14 protein-coding genes are annotated in these 14,750 nt (G+C 68.4%); 7 read left to right on the top strand and 7 right to left on the bottom strand.

Annotation, left to right across the window (positions count from 1 at the left end; genetic code table 11):
* A partial coding sequence (locus ACYP33_RS32630) for a hypothetical protein (protein ID WP_459625291.1) occupies window positions 1-271 on the top strand: 271 nt, incomplete at its 5' end.
* 59 nt (window positions 272-330) lie between these two features.
* Window positions 331-1,875 (top strand): methyl-accepting chemotaxis protein, encoded by a 1,545-nt coding sequence (locus tag ACYP33_RS32625; protein ID WP_414440970.1) that lies wholly within the window; start codon window positions 331-333, stop codon window positions 1,873-1,875.
* 70 nt (window positions 1,876-1,945) lie between these two features.
* Here ACYP33_RS32625 and gabD read toward each other — a convergent pair whose 3' ends face one another.
* Both gabD and gabT read right to left on the bottom strand, forming a co-directional pair.
* Window positions 1,946-3,412 carry an NADP-dependent succinate-semialdehyde dehydrogenase gene (gene gabD / locus ACYP33_RS32620; RefSeq protein WP_414448418.1) on the bottom strand — a complete coding sequence of 489 codons (1,467 nt, stop codon included), beginning with the start codon at window positions 3,410-3,412 and terminating at the stop codon, window positions 1,946-1,948.
* A 74-nt stretch (window positions 3,413-3,486) separates the two neighbouring features.
* Window positions 3,487-4,770, bottom strand: coding sequence for a 4-aminobutyrate--2-oxoglutarate transaminase (gabT, locus tag ACYP33_RS32615; RefSeq protein WP_414448417.1), 1,284 nt, complete (start codon window positions 4,768-4,770; stop codon window positions 3,487-3,489).
* 133 nt (window positions 4,771-4,903) lie between these two features.
* On the opposite strand from gabT, the gene pdxR reads away from it, so the two are divergent.
* Complete coding sequence (gene pdxR / locus ACYP33_RS32610) at window positions 4,904-6,538, top strand: MocR-like pyridoxine biosynthesis transcription factor PdxR (protein ID WP_459625290.1); 1,635 nt, start codon at window positions 4,904-4,906, stop codon at window positions 6,536-6,538.
* A 184-nt stretch (window positions 6,539-6,722) separates the two neighbouring features.
* On the opposite strand, the gene ACYP33_RS32605 is transcribed toward pdxR, so the two are convergent.
* Window positions 6,723-7,667, bottom strand: coding sequence for a ketopantoate reductase family protein (locus tag ACYP33_RS32605; RefSeq protein WP_459625289.1), 945 nt, complete (start codon window positions 7,665-7,667; stop codon window positions 6,723-6,725).
* Between the two features lie 182 nt (window positions 7,668-7,849).
* On the opposite strand from ACYP33_RS32605, the gene ACYP33_RS32600 reads away from it, so the two are divergent.
* Complete coding sequence (locus ACYP33_RS32600; protein WP_459625288.1) at window positions 7,850-8,320, top strand: Lrp/AsnC family transcriptional regulator; 471 nt, start codon at window positions 7,850-7,852, stop codon at window positions 8,318-8,320.
* 67 nt (window positions 8,321-8,387) lie between these two features.
* Here the strand turns inward: ACYP33_RS32600 and ACYP33_RS32595 are convergent, their stop codons facing one another.
* Entirely contained in the window at window positions 8,388-9,224 is an 837-nt protein-coding gene (locus tag ACYP33_RS32595; RefSeq protein ID WP_459625287.1) for an EamA family transporter, read from the bottom strand.
* 220 nt (window positions 9,225-9,444) lie between these two features.
* Between ACYP33_RS32595 and selD the strand changes: the two genes are divergently transcribed.
* Window positions 9,445-10,506, top strand: coding sequence for a selenide, water dikinase SelD (selD, locus tag ACYP33_RS32590; RefSeq protein ID WP_459625286.1), 1,062 nt, complete (start codon window positions 9,445-9,447; stop codon window positions 10,504-10,506).
* Window positions 10,507-10,552: 46 nt separating this feature from the next.
* Here the strand turns inward: selD and ACYP33_RS32585 are convergent, their stop codons facing one another.
* On the bottom strand, window positions 10,553-11,497 hold the full coding sequence (locus tag ACYP33_RS32585; protein ID WP_459625285.1) for a GlxA family transcriptional regulator: 945 nt from the start codon (window positions 11,495-11,497) through the stop codon (window positions 10,553-10,555).
* Between the two features lie 122 nt (window positions 11,498-11,619).
* Between ACYP33_RS32585 and ACYP33_RS32580 the strand changes: the two genes are divergently transcribed.
* On the top strand, window positions 11,620-12,417 hold the full coding sequence (locus tag ACYP33_RS32580) for an SDR family NAD(P)-dependent oxidoreductase (protein ID WP_459625284.1): 798 nt from the start codon (window positions 11,620-11,622) through the stop codon (window positions 12,415-12,417).
* An 83-nt stretch (window positions 12,418-12,500) separates the two neighbouring features.
* Here ACYP33_RS32580 and ACYP33_RS32575 read toward each other — a convergent pair whose 3' ends face one another.
* Together ACYP33_RS32575 and ppnP are read right to left on the bottom strand one after the other, a co-directional pair.
* The gene (locus ACYP33_RS32575) at window positions 12,501-12,947 is read right to left on the bottom strand and encodes a DUF6130 family protein (protein ID WP_459625283.1); all 447 of its coding nucleotides are present in this window, start codon (window positions 12,945-12,947) and stop codon (window positions 12,501-12,503) included.
* A gap of 113 nt (window positions 12,948-13,060) precedes the next feature.
* Entirely contained in the window at window positions 13,061-13,381 is a 321-nt protein-coding gene (gene ppnP, locus ACYP33_RS32570; protein ID WP_459625282.1) for a pyrimidine/purine nucleoside phosphorylase, read from the bottom strand.
* Window positions 13,382-13,731: 350 nt separating this feature from the next.
* Between ppnP and ACYP33_RS32565 the strand changes: the two genes are divergently transcribed.
* Window positions 13,732-14,750, top strand: a 1,019-nt coding sequence (locus ACYP33_RS32565) for a purine-nucleoside phosphorylase (protein ID WP_459625281.1), incomplete at its 3' end; no start/stop codon positions are given.

The following is a 14,750-nucleotide window of genomic DNA, read 5'->3' as shown; positions in this document are numbered from 1 at the left end:
TAGCGCCCCTCGCTCCTTGCCGCCCGCGTTCGCGCGGGTGGCCGACGGCAGCCTCGACCTTCGGTCGGGCTGCCGTTTTTCATGGGCGCGAGCCTTGCCACGTGCCGTCGATCACGGATCAATTAATTGGCGATCTATTGATATAAATCTAGAAAATGAGGATTTTGAGAGCTTTTCTCCTGATCGGGTTAATGTTTTCCCCAATGCTGCCGTCAAAAAAGAGATAAGCCCGCAGCCGTTGCGATGCCGCGCGGGCGCCAGCACGACCTGACCTGAATGAGAGAAGCCACGGTGGCCCATGCCTTCGACGCCGTGTGCCGGAGCCAATGAATGCGCAATAACCAGCCGGTCACGCAGCACGAATACGAATTCCCCGACGACGCGACGTTGATGTCGACCACGCGCGCCGACGGCACCATCACCTACGCGAACGCGAGCTTCGTCCAGATCAGCGGCTTCACGCCGGAAGAACTGGTCGGCGCGCCGCACAACACGGTGCGGCACCCCGACATGCCGCGCGAGGCGTTCGCCGACATGTGGGCGACCATCCAGGGCGGCGAGCCGTGGATGGCGCTCGTCAAGAACCGCCGCAAGAACGGCGACCACTACTGGGTGCGCGCCAACGCCGTGCCGCTGATGCGCAACGGCCAGCCGCAGGGCTATATGTCGGTGCGCACCAAGGCGTCGCGCGAGGACATCGCCGCGGCCGAAGCGCTGTATCGCGACTTCCGCGAAGGCCGCGCGGGCGGCCGGCGTTTCTACAAGGGCATCGTGATTCGCGGCGGCTTCGGCCGGCTCGCGTCGCTGCTCAAGACGATGTCGGTGCGCACGCGCATGTATGCGCCACTGGCGGCGCTGGTGCCGGTGGTGACGGGCGGCGCGTGGGCCTGCGGCGCGAGCGGGTTGCCGCTGGCCGGCGTGGCCGCCACCACGGCGGTGGCCACGGGGTTGGTGGCGATGTGGCTCGACGCGCAGATCGTGCGGCCGCTGCGCGACCTGCACGAGCGCGCGTTGAACGTGGCGACCGGCGAGAGCCGCAACGGCCCGGCCGCCACGCGCGTGGACGAGATCGGCATGACGCTGCGCACGATCGACCAACTGGGGCTGATGTTCCGCTGGCTGGTGGACGACGTCAGCGAGCAGGTGCTGAACGTGCAGCGCGCCAGCAGCGAGATCGCGCAGGGCAACAACGACCTGAGCGCCCGCACCGAACAGGCGGCGACGGCCGTGCAGCAGACGGCGTCGTCGATGGCACAGATGACGGCCACCGTGTCGAACAACGCGGCCACCGCCTCGCAGGCGAACCAGCTTGCCGTGTCGGCCAGCGACGCGGCCTCGCGCGGCGGCCATGCGGTGGAAGAGATCGTCGGCACCATGAACGAGATCACCGACAGCTCGCGCCGCATCGCGGACATCATCGGCGTGATCGACGGCATCGCGTTCCAGACCAACATCCTGGCGCTCAATGCCGCGGTGGAAGCGGCGCGCGCGGGCGAACAGGGCCGCGGCTTCGCGGTGGTGGCGGGCGAGGTGCGTGCACTCGCGCAGCGCAGCGCGAATGCGGCCAAGGAGATCAAGACGCTGATCGAGAACAGCGTCGATCGGGTGGCCTCGGGCGCGCGCCGCGTGGACGACGCGGGCCGCACGATGGACGACCTCGTGGTGCAGGTCAAGCGCGTGGCCGACCTGATCGCCGACATCAGCTCGGCCACGGAAGAGCAGAGCGTGGGCGTCGAGCAGGTGGATCGCGCGGTGGTGGATCTCGACAACATCACGCAGCAGAACGCGGCGCTGGTCGAGCAGAGCGCGGCGGCTTCCGAAAGCTTGCGCCAGCAGGCCACCTCGCTGGTGGATGCGGTGGGCGTGTTTCGCTGACGCAAACGACAACGCCTTCGCGGCGTGAACCGCGAAGGCGTTGTTCATTTCGCTGCCGGCAGAGCCGGAATCAGACCGCCAGGCACAGATACTTGATCACGACGTAATCGTCGATGCCGTAGTGCGAGCCTTCGCGGCCGAGGCCCGATTGCTTGACGCCGCCGAACGGCGCGACCTCGTTCGAGATCAGGCCGGTGTTGATGCCCACCATGCCGTATTCGAGCGATTCCGCGACGCGCCAGACGCGGCCGATGTCGCGGCTGTAGAAATACGCGGCGAGGCCGAACTCGGTGTCGTTCGCATGACGAATCACTTCGTCGTCCGACGCGAAGCGGAACAGCGGCGCGAGCGGGCCGAACGTTTCGTCCTTCGCCACCTTCATGTCGGGCGTCACGCCGGTCAGCACGGTCGGCTCGAAGAAGCCGTGGCCGAGCGCGTGGCGCTTGCCGCCCGTGATCACCTTCGCGCCCTTCGCCAGCGCATCCTCGATGTGCGATTCCACCTTCAGCACGGCCGCTTCGTTGATCAGCGGGCCTTGCGTGACGCCGGCCTCGGTGCCGCGGCCGATCTTCAGCCTGGCCACCGCCGCCGCGAGCTTGTCGGCGAACGCGTCGTACACCGCGTCGTGCACGTAGAAGCGGTTGGTGCAGACGCAGGTCTGGCCGCTGTTGCGATACTTCGAGGCGATCGCGCCTTCCACGGCCGCATCGAGATCGGCGTCGTCGAACACGATGAACGGCGCGTTGCCGCCCAGCTCCAGCGACACCTTCTTGACCGTCGGCGCGCACTGCGCCATCAGCAGGCGGCCCACCGGCGTCGAGCCGGTAAACGACAGCTTGCGCACCGTGGCGTTGCCGGTCAGCTCGCCGCCGATCGCCTTCGGGTCGCCCGTCACCACGCTGAACACGCCGGCCGGCACGCCCGCGCGCTCGGCCAGCACGGCCAGCGCCAGCGCCGAGAACGGCGTGGCTTCGGCCGGCTTCACGACGATCGGGCAGCCCGCGGCCAGCGCCGGGCCGACCTTGCGCGTGATCATCGCGGCCGGGAAATTCCACGGCGTGATCGCCGCGCACACTCCGATCGGCTCCTTCGTGACGACGATGCGCTTGTCGCCGGCCGGCGTCGGGATGGTGTCGCCGTACACGCGCTTGCCTTCCTCGGCGAACCATTCGATGAACGACGCGGCATACAGGATTTCGCCCTTCGCCTCGGCGAGCGGCTTGCCCTGTTCGGTGGTCAGGATCAGCGCGAGATCGTCGGCGTGGGCGAGCATCAGCTCGTACCACTTGCGCAGGATCGCGGCGCGCTCCTTCGCGGTGCGCTTGCGCCAGGCCGGCCAGGCGGCGTTGGCGGCCTCGATGGCGCGGCGCGTTTCGGTCGTGCCGGCCAGCGGCACGGTGCCGAGCAGGTCGCCGGTGGCGGGGTTGCGGACTTCGAACGTGGCGCCGTTCGCGGCGTCCTGCCATTCGCCGTTCAGATAGATCTGCTGACGGAACAGCGAGGCGTCCTTCAATGCAGCGGTGATGTCGTGGCTCATGCGTGACCTCGTGATGCGAATGTAAAACGCCGCGTTCGAAGCGAACGCGGCGTGTCGGGCCGGGTGGACGCGCGTCAGGCGGCGACGCCGACGGTTTCCTTCAACACTTCCTCGAGGATGCCGAGCGCTTCGTCGAACACGGCGTCCTGGATCGTCAGCGGAAACAGGAAGCGGACCACGTTCGAATACACGCCGCACACCAGCAGCAACAGGCCGCGCTCCAGCGCGCGCGCCTGCACGCGCTTGGTGAATTCGGCGTCCGGCTCCTGCGTGCCGGCCTTGAAGAACTCCACGGCGACCATCGCGCCCGGGCCGCGCACGTCGACGATCTGCGGGATCTCCGGCTTGAGCGCCGCGAGCTTCGCCTTCAGCGCGTCGCCGAGCTTCACGGCACGCGCTTCGAGTTGCTCTTCGTCGATGATGTCGAGCACCGCGTGCGCCGCGGCCACCGCCAGCGGATTGCCGGCGTAGGTGCCGCCGAGGCCGCCGGGGGCCGCCGCATCCATCACGTCGGCGCGGCCGACCACGCCCGACAGCGGCATCCCGCCGGCCAGGCTCTTGGCCATGGTGGTCAGGTCGGGCAGCACGTCGTAGTGCTGCATCGCGAACAGCTTGCCGGTGCGCGCGAAGCCGGTCTGCACTTCGTCGGCGATCAGCACGATGCCGTGTTCGTCGCAGATCTTGCGCAGGCCGCGCACGAAATCGGCCGGCGCCTGGTAGAAGCCGCCTTCGCCCTGCACCGGTTCGAAGATGATCGCGGCGACGCGCTTCGGATCGATGTCGGCCTTGAACAGCATGTCGATCGCCTTCAGCGAATCGGCCGTGCTGATGCCGTGCAGTGCGTTCGGGTAGGGGGCGTGGAACACGTCGCCCGGGAACGGGCCGAAGTTCAGCTTGTAGGGGGCGACCTTGCCGGTCAGCGCCATGCCCATCATGGTGCGGCCGTGGAAGCCGCCCGCGAACGCGATCACGCCCGGACGGCCGGTAAACGCGCGGGCCATCTTCACGGCGTTTTCGACGGCTTCGGCGCCGGTCGTGAAGAACGCGGCCTTCTTGGCCTGTTTGCCCGGCGCGCGGGCGATGATCTTTTCGGCCAGTTCGACGTACGACGCGTACGGCACGATCTGATAGGCGGTGTGCGTGAATTGCTCGAGCTGCGCGGCCACGGCCTTGACCAGCTTCGGATGGCGATGGCCCGTGTTCATCACGGCGATGCCGGCGGCGAAGTCGATGAAGCGGCGGCCTTCGACGTCCCACAGCTCGGCGTTCTCGGCGCGGGCCGCGTAAAAGTCGCACATCACGCCGACGCCGCGCGGGGTGGCGGCGTTCTTGCGGGCTTGCAGATCGGCATTCTTCACGGGGATCTCCTTCCAGTCGATTCGGTTTGGTTCGTTCAGACGGTGGCCGCGGGAACGCGGCCGATGGAGACGACTATAATCCGGCTTGGCTCTGAAAATTAGAGCCATTCCGGTAAATCTATAGGAGCCAATTTTGAGGGCGAGCGTGTTATCCGACTGGCTGGCGCAGCGTCTCGTGCGCAGCGGCGGCGCGCAGCCGGTGTACCGGCAACTGCACCGGCTGTTGCAGCAGGCGATCCTGTCGCGCGAGCTGCCGGCCGGCACGCGCGTGCCGTCGTCGCGGCTGTTGGCCACCGAGCTGGGGATCGCGCGCAATACCGTCACGCAGGTGTACGAACAACTCGTGCTCGAAGGCTATGTGACGTCGGCCACCGGGCGCGGCACGTTCGTGGCCGATACCTCGCCCGACGAGATCGTCGGTGCGGCCGAGCGCGACGGGCCGGATGCGCTGCGCGGAAAGAGGGCGGCGGCAGGCGGGCGCGGCGCGATGGCCGCCACGGGCGCAGGCGTTGCCTCGCCGCCCGCGCCCGATCCGGCGTGGCTGGCCGATCCGGCCGGCGAGACGGGCGTCTCGCCGCTGGCGCTGCGGCGGCCGCTCGCGCGGGCCTTGTCGGCGCGCGGGGCGCGGCTGGTGGAGGGCGCGGGCGTGTCGAAGCGCCAGGGCGGCGCGTTCATGCCTGGTGTGCCCGACGTGTCGCGCTTTCCGTCGCGCGTCTGGACGCGCCTGCACAACAAATACTGGCGTCGCCTGCGGCCCGACCTGCTGACCTACGCGCCGGGCGGCGGGCTGGCCTCGATGCGCGAGGCGCTGGCCGATTACCTGCGCACCTCGCGGTCGGTGCGCTGCTCGCCCGAGCAGATCGTGATCACCACCGGCATTCACCAGTCGATCGATCTGGCCGTGCGCCTGCTGACCGACCCCGGCGACGTGATCTGGACCGAGGACCCGTGCTACTGGGGCGTGCGCAGCGTGCTGCATGTCTCGGGGCTGACCACGCGGCCGATTGCCGTGGACGACGAAGGCATCGCGCCGAGCGCCGAGGATCTCGCCACGCCGCCGAAGCTGATGCTCGTCACGCCGTCGCACCAGTATCCGCTCGGCATGGTGATGAGCCTCGCGCGGCGGCGCATGCTGCTCGAATACGCGCGGCAGCACGGCGCGTGGATCATCGAGGATGATTACGACAGCGAATTCCGCTACGGCAGCCGGCCGCTTGCATCGTTGCAGGGGCTGGATACGAGCGGGCAGGTGATCTACGTGGGGAGCTTCGGCAAGACGCTGTTTCCGGGGCTGCGGGTGGGTTATCTGGTCGCGCCGGAGCCGCTGGCCGAGAGCTTCGCGACCGCCAGCGCCGAGCTGTATCGCGAGGGGCAATTGCTGCAGCAGGCCGTGCTCGCCGAGTTCATCGCCGAGGGGCATTTCGTTTCGCACATCCGCAAGATGCGCGCGCTGTACGGCCTGCGGCGGCAGACCTTGCTCGACGAACTGGCGCGCCGCTACGGCGATGCGCTGCCGGTGCTCGGCGGCGACGCCGGGCTGCATCTCGTGATGCAACTGCCCGACGGCACCGACGACCGCGCCGTGGCGCGGGCCGCGCTCGAACGCAACATCGTGGTGCGGGCGCTGTCGGGCTACTACGCGGATCGCTCGCGCGCCGCGCCCGGGCTGCTGCTCGGCTATGCGTGCGTGCCCGAGGACGAGATCGGCGCGGCGTTCGGCACGCTGGCCGAGGCGATCGATGCGGTGGGATTCGCGCGGGACCCTTGAGCGGATCGGGCGGATCGAGCGCGCCGCGGTCGGCCGCCGCGCGATGCGCGTGTCGTGTCGGGGCGATCTGCACGCGGGTTGCGGTGTGCCGCCATTGCGTCATTGCGTCATTGCGCCGCTACGCCAAGGCGATCACGGCGATCACGGCGATCGCCGCCCGGCTCTGCCCCGGCCGCCCTGACGCTCAGGCGGCCAGCGTGGCCGGCTCGCGCGCCGTGCCGCGAGATTGCGTGGCATGGGGCTGGCGTTCGAGCATACGGATCAGCGCGACGAGCAACTGATTGACCGGCGTGGGCACGCCGAGCGCGGCGCCGCGCCGCACGATCGCGCCGTTCAGGTGTGCGATCTCGGTGGCGCGTCCGTGCGCGAAATCCTGCGCCATCGACGAGTGCTGGCCGGCCGGTATGGTTTGGCGAATGCGTGCGTACTGGCGCTCGGTATCGAGATCGAGCGCGACGCCTTCCGCGCGCGCCACCGCCAGGCATTCGGCGATGATGTTGCGCATCGCCTCGTCCACGTCGGCGATGGCGCCGATCTCTCCGAACGGGGCCTGCGCGATTGCCGACAGCGCGTTGTACGCGCAGTTGAGCAGCAACTTGGCCCACAGCGCGGCGCCGACGTCGGCCGAGACGACGGTCGGCACGCCCGCCGCGTCGAACAGCGCCGCGACGGCGCCGCTGTGCGCGCCGGCCCCGATGATCAGGTCGCCGCGTCCGTGATGCCGCAGGTGGCCGGCGTCGGCCATCTCGCAGGCCACGTAGACGGCCGCCGCGATCGTCGGGCGCCCGAGTGCCGCTTCGAGCGTCGCCGCGTTGTCGATGCCGTTCTGCAAGGACACGACGACCGCGTCGTCACCCAGATGAGGACGCAGCGCGTCGGCCGCTGCGGGCGTGTCGTCCGATTTCACGCAAACGAGCACCAGATCCGCACCGGCGGCCTGCGCCGGATCGGCGCTCGCGCGCACCGCGACGCGCTCGTCGAAGCGTGCCGATTCGAAGCGCAAGCCCGCCGCGCCGATCGCCTCGACGTGCCGCGGCCGCCCGATCAGCACCACCTCCTGGCCCGCGCGCGCGAGCATCCCGCCGTAAAAGCACCCGACGGCGCCCGCTCCCATCACCGCTACCTTCATCGTTTCTCCACTCCACTGGCAAGTGCGCCGGCCGAGCCGGTTCGCGTTCGCGCCGCAACCGACGCATGACGACTGGATGGTAGCGGCGCAGCACGGTACAGTTCAGCCAAAAATCTCGGTGAATGAGCGTGAGAATTGGCTCGAATCGCCATTTTTTATCGTATTGATGAGGAAGTAAGCCAATGAAGCTCGACAAGACCGATGTGACGATCCTGAACGCGTTGCAGCGCAACGCGCACGTCAAGGCGTCCGAACTGGCCGAGACGGTGTCGATTTCTCCGTCGCCGCTGTACCGGCGTATCCGCCTGCTCGAAGAGGCCGGTGTGATCAAGGATTACGTCGCGGTGCTCGACCAGGACAAGGTCGGCTACCCCGTGAACGCCTATGTATCGGTCGCGGTCGAGAAGTCGGCCGAGATACTCGCGGAGTTCGAGCGCGTGGTGCGCGGCTGCGATGAGGTGATGGAGTGCTATCTGATGACGGGCGCGTACGACTACATGATTCGCGTCGTCGCGCACGACATCCCCGGCATCGAGCGCTTCGTGATGTCGAAACTCGCGACTGTCGAGGGGGTACGCGATGTCAGCACGGCGATCACGCTGCGTCGCGTGCAGTACAAGACGGGGTTGCCGGTCACGGTGGTCGATCGCTGATCGCGGCGCGCGGGCTGCCGTGCCGGCCGGTTCGACAGCCGGCGGCGGCCGGGCGCCGCCACGCCCCTCAAAACCGGATCAACACCGCCCCCGCCACCACCATCCCGCACGCCACGATCCGCCGCGCCGTGGGCTGCTCGCGCATCGCGAACCAGCCGATGCCGATCGCGAAGATCGAGCTGGTCTCGCGCAGCGCCGAGACGGTCGCCACCGGCAGGTGCCGATAGGCCAGCGTGACGATCGCATAGGCCGCCAGCGCGCAGGTGCCGGCGGCCATGCCGCGCCACAGCGTGGCCGATGGCGCGAGAAGCGGGCGCGGGCCGCCGCGCAGCGCGCAGACGAGCAGGAACTGCGGCACGTTCCACAGCAGATAAACCCAGCAGATATACGACAGCGAATTGCCCGCGAGCCGCACGCCGATGCCGTCCACCACCGAGTAGGCGGCGATGAACACGCCCGTCAGCACCGCGTAGGGCACGCTCTCGCCCGACAGCCGCAACCCGCGCCGCAGCGCCAGCGACACGATGCCGAGCGACACCAGCGCGATGCCGGCCAGCGCGAACGCCGACGGCCGTTCGCCGAGCGCGACGAACGCGAACAACGCGACCAGCAGCGGCGAACTGCCGCGCGCGATCGGGTAGATCTGGCCGAATTCGCCGCTGCGGTAGGCGCGCAGCAGCGCGAGGCAATAGCCCACCTCCAGCAGCGCCGACGCCGCGATATACGGCCACGCGCCCGGCGCCGGCGCGGGCAGCCACAGCGCGCCGGCCACCCCGGCCACGATGTAGGGCACGGCCATCGTCCCGAGCTGGATCACGCGATCCTCGCTGACATGCAGGAACGCGTTCCAGACCGCGTGCAGCAACGCGGAGAACAGCACGAGGGCAACCAGCAGGTGATCCATGGACGGCTTCGGCAGGCTCGCGGCGCGAGCGGTGGAGGCAAGGGCACGCCACGCGCGCAGACCGTGCGATGTGGCATTGCGCGGCAAAATGCGGCAAGGCGGCGATTATCTCAGCAGCGGCCCGATTTCGCCAAGTGTCCGTTTCGTGACGCTCGAGGGCGCGCGGCGGGCGCGGATTGCCGATAATGGGCGCTTCTTCATCCGGACTGTTCCCATCGCCATGAACGAAACCCCGCAAACGAATGCCCCGCCGCGCCTGACGAGCCTGTCGCACGGCGGCGGCTGCGGCTGCAAGATCGCCCCCGGCGTGCTGGCCGAGCTGCTCAAGCGCAACGCGCCGCCCGCGCTGTTCCCCGATCTGCTGGTCGGCACCGAAACCGCCGACGATGCCGCCGTCTACCGCCTCAACGACGAGCAGGCGATCGTCGCCACCACCGATTTCTTCATGCCGATCGTCGACGATCCGTACGACTTCGGCCGGATCGCCGCCACCAATGCGCTGTCGGATGTCTACGCGATGGGCGGCAAGCCGATCTTCGCGCTGGCGCTGGTCGGCATGCCGATCAACGTGCTGCCGCACGAAACCATCGCCGCGGTGCTGAAGGGCGGCGAATCGGTGTGCGCCGAGGCGGGCATCCCGGTGGCGGGCGGCCATTCGATCGATTCGGTCGAGCCGATCTACGGGCTGGCGGCGATCGGCGTGGTGCATCCGTCTCGTGTGAAGCGCAACGCGGGCGCGCGTGCCGGCGACGTGCTGGTGCTCGGCAAGCCGCTCGGCGTGGGCGTGCTGTCGGCCGCGCTGAAGAAGGGCCAGCTCGATGCGGCGGGCTATGCGGCGATGATCGCGGCCACCACCAAGCTGAACCGCCCCGGTGCCGAGCTGGCCGCGCTGCAGGGCGTGCACGCGATCACCGACGTGACCGGCTTCGGCCTGCTCGGCCACGGGCTGGAGATGGCGCGCGGCGCGAGCCTCAGCGCGCGTGTGCGATATGCATCGCTGCCCTGGCTGGCTGGCGCGCAGGCGTTCGCCGAGGCCGGCGTGATCACCGGCGCGTCGGGCCGCAACTGGGCCGCGTACGGCGCGGACGTGCGGCTTGGCGAGCACCTGTCGCCGGCCGCGCAGGCGCTGCTGACCGATCCGCAAACCTCGGGCGGCCTGCTGGTGGCGTGCACGCCCGAGACGGTCGACGACGTATTGGCCTGCTTCCATGCCGACGGCTTCGCGCAGGCCGCCGTGATCGGCGAACTGGTGGACGGCCCGGCGCGGATCGAAGTCGCCTGAGTTTGCATGTAGCGCCCGGTGCCGGGGCGCTACGCAGTGGCGAGCGTCAGGGCGCGCGGGCGTCGCGCCGGATCGCTTGGGGCGACACGCCGAGCCCGCGCACGAACGCTTCCCGCATGTGCCGCCGGTCGCGAAACCCCGTTTCCCGCGCGACCGCATCGAGGGTGTGACGGCTGCGCTCGATCATGAGCCGGGCCGCTTCGAGCCGAAGCGCCTCGACGGCCTTCGCCGGCGATTTGCCCGTTTCCTGCGTGAACAGCCGATGAAACTGCCGGGGGCTCAGGTTGGCCGCCTCGGCAAGCTCCTCAACGGACAGCGTCCGGTGCAGATTCTGCCGCGCATGGCTCAGGGCGTTCTGGATCCGGTCGGTTTTCGGCGCCAGCTCCAGCATTTCCGCGTGCTGCGTTTGCCCGCCCGAGCGGCGCTGCGGCATCACCAGACGATGCGCGACCGACCGCGCCACCTCCATCCCGAGATCCTTCTCGACCATCGCGAGCGCGAGATCCAGCCCGGCCGTCATGCCGGCCGACGTCCAGATCCGGCCGTCGACGATGAAGATGCGATCGCTTTCGATCAGCACATCCGGGAATCGCGCCTGCATCTGCGCTGCAATCGCCCAGTGCGTGGTGACGCGCCGCCCCGACAGCAGGCCCGCTTCCGCCAGCACGAAGCCGCCGGTGCAGATGCCCGCGACGCGCTGGGCGCGCGCGCTTTGGCGGCGCAACACGTTCACCGTGCCGGGCGGCGTGGGCACCGCGAACGGATCGGCCACGCCCGCCACCAGCCACGTATCGACCTTGGACGTGCCGTTCGCGGCGTGCGTGCCGATCGGGAAGCCGACCGACGAGCGCACCTCCCCGCCTTCCGCGGAGTACAGCGTGAAGTGATAGAACGGATCGCCGGCGACCGTGTTGGCGTGCTCGAACACCGATTGGGTGGCCAGCGCCATCATCTGAAAGCCGTCGCTCAACAGAAAACCGATTCGATGCATCGACAACTCCAGGGCGGGCGGGGGATGGCAGGAAAAATGACTATATACGTCATTTGAGACATTCGCCAGCGCAGCCAGAATACGTTTCGGCAAGTCACCCGAAACCTTCCCTGGAGTAAGTCATGACGCAATCTCATCCTGGTACCGCCCTGATCACCGGCGCCTCGTCCGGCATCGGCGCCGTGTATGCCGACCGTCTCGCGCGGCGCGGTTACGACCTGATTCTGGTGGCGCGCAACCGTGACCGCCTGAACGCGTTGGCCAAGCGCATCACCGACGAAACCCATCGCAACGTCGAAGTGCTGGTGGCCGACCTCGGCGAGCGCGCCGACGTGCAGCGGGTCGAAGCGAAGCTGCGCGACGACGCCAGCATCACGCTGCTGGTGAACAACGCGGGGGTGGGCACGCACAGCCCGCTGCTCGAAACCAGCGTCGATGCGATGACCTCGCTCATCGAGCTGAACGTGACCGCGCTGACGCGCCTCACGTATGCCGTCGCGCCGGCCTTCGTCGCACGCGGCAAGGGCGCCATCATCAATATCTCGTCGATCGTCAGCATCGCGCCCGAACTGCTGAACGGCGTGTACGGCGGCAGCAAGGCGTTCGTGCTGGCGTTCAGCCAGTCGCTGCATCACGAGCTGGCCGCCAAGGGCGTGCAGGTGCAGGCCGTGCTGCCCGGCGCCACCGCCACCGAGTTCTGGGAAATCGGCGGCCTGCCGCTCGAGCACCTGCCGAAAAATATGGTGATGACGGCGCAGGAGATGGTCGATGCCGCGCTCGTCGGGTTCGATCGCCAGGAGCTGGTGACCATTCCGTCGCTGCATCAGGTCGAGGGTTGGCAAGCGTACGAAGCCGCGCGCCAGACGATGGCGCCGCATCTGTCGAACAGCGTTCCGGCGCCGCGTTATACGGCTGCCTGATGGCCGCGCGTGCGATGTCGGTGTGAAGATATTCCCACCCGATTTCGCACGCGCTTCGCACGCGCCTCATGCCGGGCAGGCGATCACGGCACCACGAAGTGCGTCGTCCTGGTCTCGATCACGCTGTGCGAGGCATCCACCAGCTCGATGCGCACGGTGTGCGGCCCGGTCGGCAGCGGGCCGAAGTAGATCGCGTCGCTCTGCGCGTGGATCCAGCTCCATTTGCTGTCGTCGACGAACACGTGCAGATGCCCGATCCTGGGCTTCAGCGTGGTGGCCCCCTTGCCGTGGATGTCGGTGTACAGCGGCAGGATGCTCAGGTTGTCGACGCGAAACGCGAGGTAGACATAACCGTCTTTCAGGACATCGGCGCGGGGCTTGAACAGCGTCAGGTGCGGTTGGGCGGGGGCCGGGACATCGGCGATGACACCAGGCGGTGGCGGGAGGCTGCCCGGGTCGGCGGCGTGGGCGGATGTCGTGCCGAGCAGGCCGGCAAGCAGCGCCGCGGCGAGATAGCGCGTGTGGATCATGTTCCTCTTCAAGCAATGGAGTGAAAGAGCTTTCAATTGCTTGACAGGATAGTTTTTGCCGCCGCCCGGCGGCATCGGTCATTCGACCGAGGCGGCCAGGCGAAGCGCGTCGCTCAGAGGTAGCTGCAGACGTAATCGAGCGTCTCGATCACTTCGATATCGAAGCGCGACTTGCCGGGCACGGAGAACGAATCGCCTTCGGCGTACGTTTGCCATTCATCGCTGCCTTCGAGGCGGATGCGGCACTTGCCGGCCTGCACTTCCATCAATTCCGGTTCGTTCGTGCCGAAGTTCAGCGTGGCAGGAAGAATTACGCCGAGCGTCTTGCGGCTGCCGTCCGGGAAGATGACCGTATGCGAGACGCACTTGCCGTCGAAGTAGACGTTCGCCTTCTTGACCACTCGAACCTGATCGAATTCTGCTGCCGATGCCATGCGTAGCGCTCCACTGTCTGATTGGGTTGGGTAAGGCGCCGCGAGCGGTGACGCCGCCGGCGGGCGCGGGGAATCTTACCGGAATCGCACCGCATGCTTTGCATCGCCCCGGAAATTTGGCCGCCCGGGCGCGGCGGCTAGAATCGCAAGTCTGGCGCAGGAAACCGGCCGCCGCACGCCGGTTTTCGCCGTTCGATCGCCAGACAGACGGCGGCACAGACCGCCGCCATTCTCGTCGTGCCACCGCGTCACGACGAAACCGATGCGTGCGCCGCGCCGGAGGGCCGGCCAGGCTCGCGCATCCGCAGTGTCCGTAACCGTTCTCATCACTCCATTCATAAGGAACGACGATGCTGACTCGCTCGATGCTTTCCGCGGCCGTGTTCTCGCTGGCCGCGTGTGCCACGGTGCCGTCCGTCGCGCAGGATTCCACCGATGTTCAGGCCCAACAGGGCGCCCCCGGCCACGACGATCACGGGCCGGGCGTGCGCACGCCGAAGGTCATGATCGTGACGATGTTCGGGCCGGAAGGGCAGGCCTGGACCGATCGCCTCGGCCCCTGGACCCAGGTGAAGGTGCCGGGGCTCTCGCCCGACTATCCGACGGTGCAGTGCAATCGCCAGGAGGTTTGCGTGGTGACCACCGGCATGGGTTACGCGAACGCCGCGGCCACCATCATGGCGTTGAGTTTCTCGCCGAAGTTCGACCTGCGCCGCACCTATGTCCTCGTGTCGGGCATCGCCGGCGTGGACCCGGCGCAGGGCACGGTCGGTTCGGCGGCGTGGTCGCATTACCTGGTCGATTTCAGCCTGCAATGGGAACTCGACGCGCGCGAGATCCCGGCCGGCTGGAACACCGGTTATCTCGGCATCAACACCGAGAGCCCGAACGAGAAGCCGCCACTCGACTACCGCAGCGAGGTGTTCGAGCTGAACCCGAAGCTGACCGCGGCCGCCTATGCGCTGTCGCGCAACGTCGTGCTGGCCGACAACGCGCAGGCGCAGGCTGCGCGCGCGAAGTTCGACACCGCGCCGGCCAACCGGCCGCCGGCGGTGGTGCAATGCGACACGTCGTCGGGCAATACGTGGTTCTCGGGCACGAAGATCGGCGAACGCGCGCGCCAGTGGACCAAGATCCTGACCGACGGCAAGGGCACCTACTGCATGACGGCGCAGGAAGACAACGCCACCTACGAAGCGCTGACGCGCGCGGCCGCCACCCGGCGCGTCGATCTCGCGCGCGTGGCCGTGCTGCGCACCGGCTCCGATTTCGACCGGCCGTATCCGGGCCAGACGAGCGTCGACAACCTGCTGAACTACGCCGACCAGGGCGGCTTCGCGATCGCCACCGAGAACCTGTACCGCGCGGG

The sequence above is a fragment of the Burkholderia sp. 3C genome, assembly GCF_054589155.1.
Note: the sequence above shows the minus strand (reverse complement) of the source record. Positions and strands in the feature narration are given on the sequence as shown.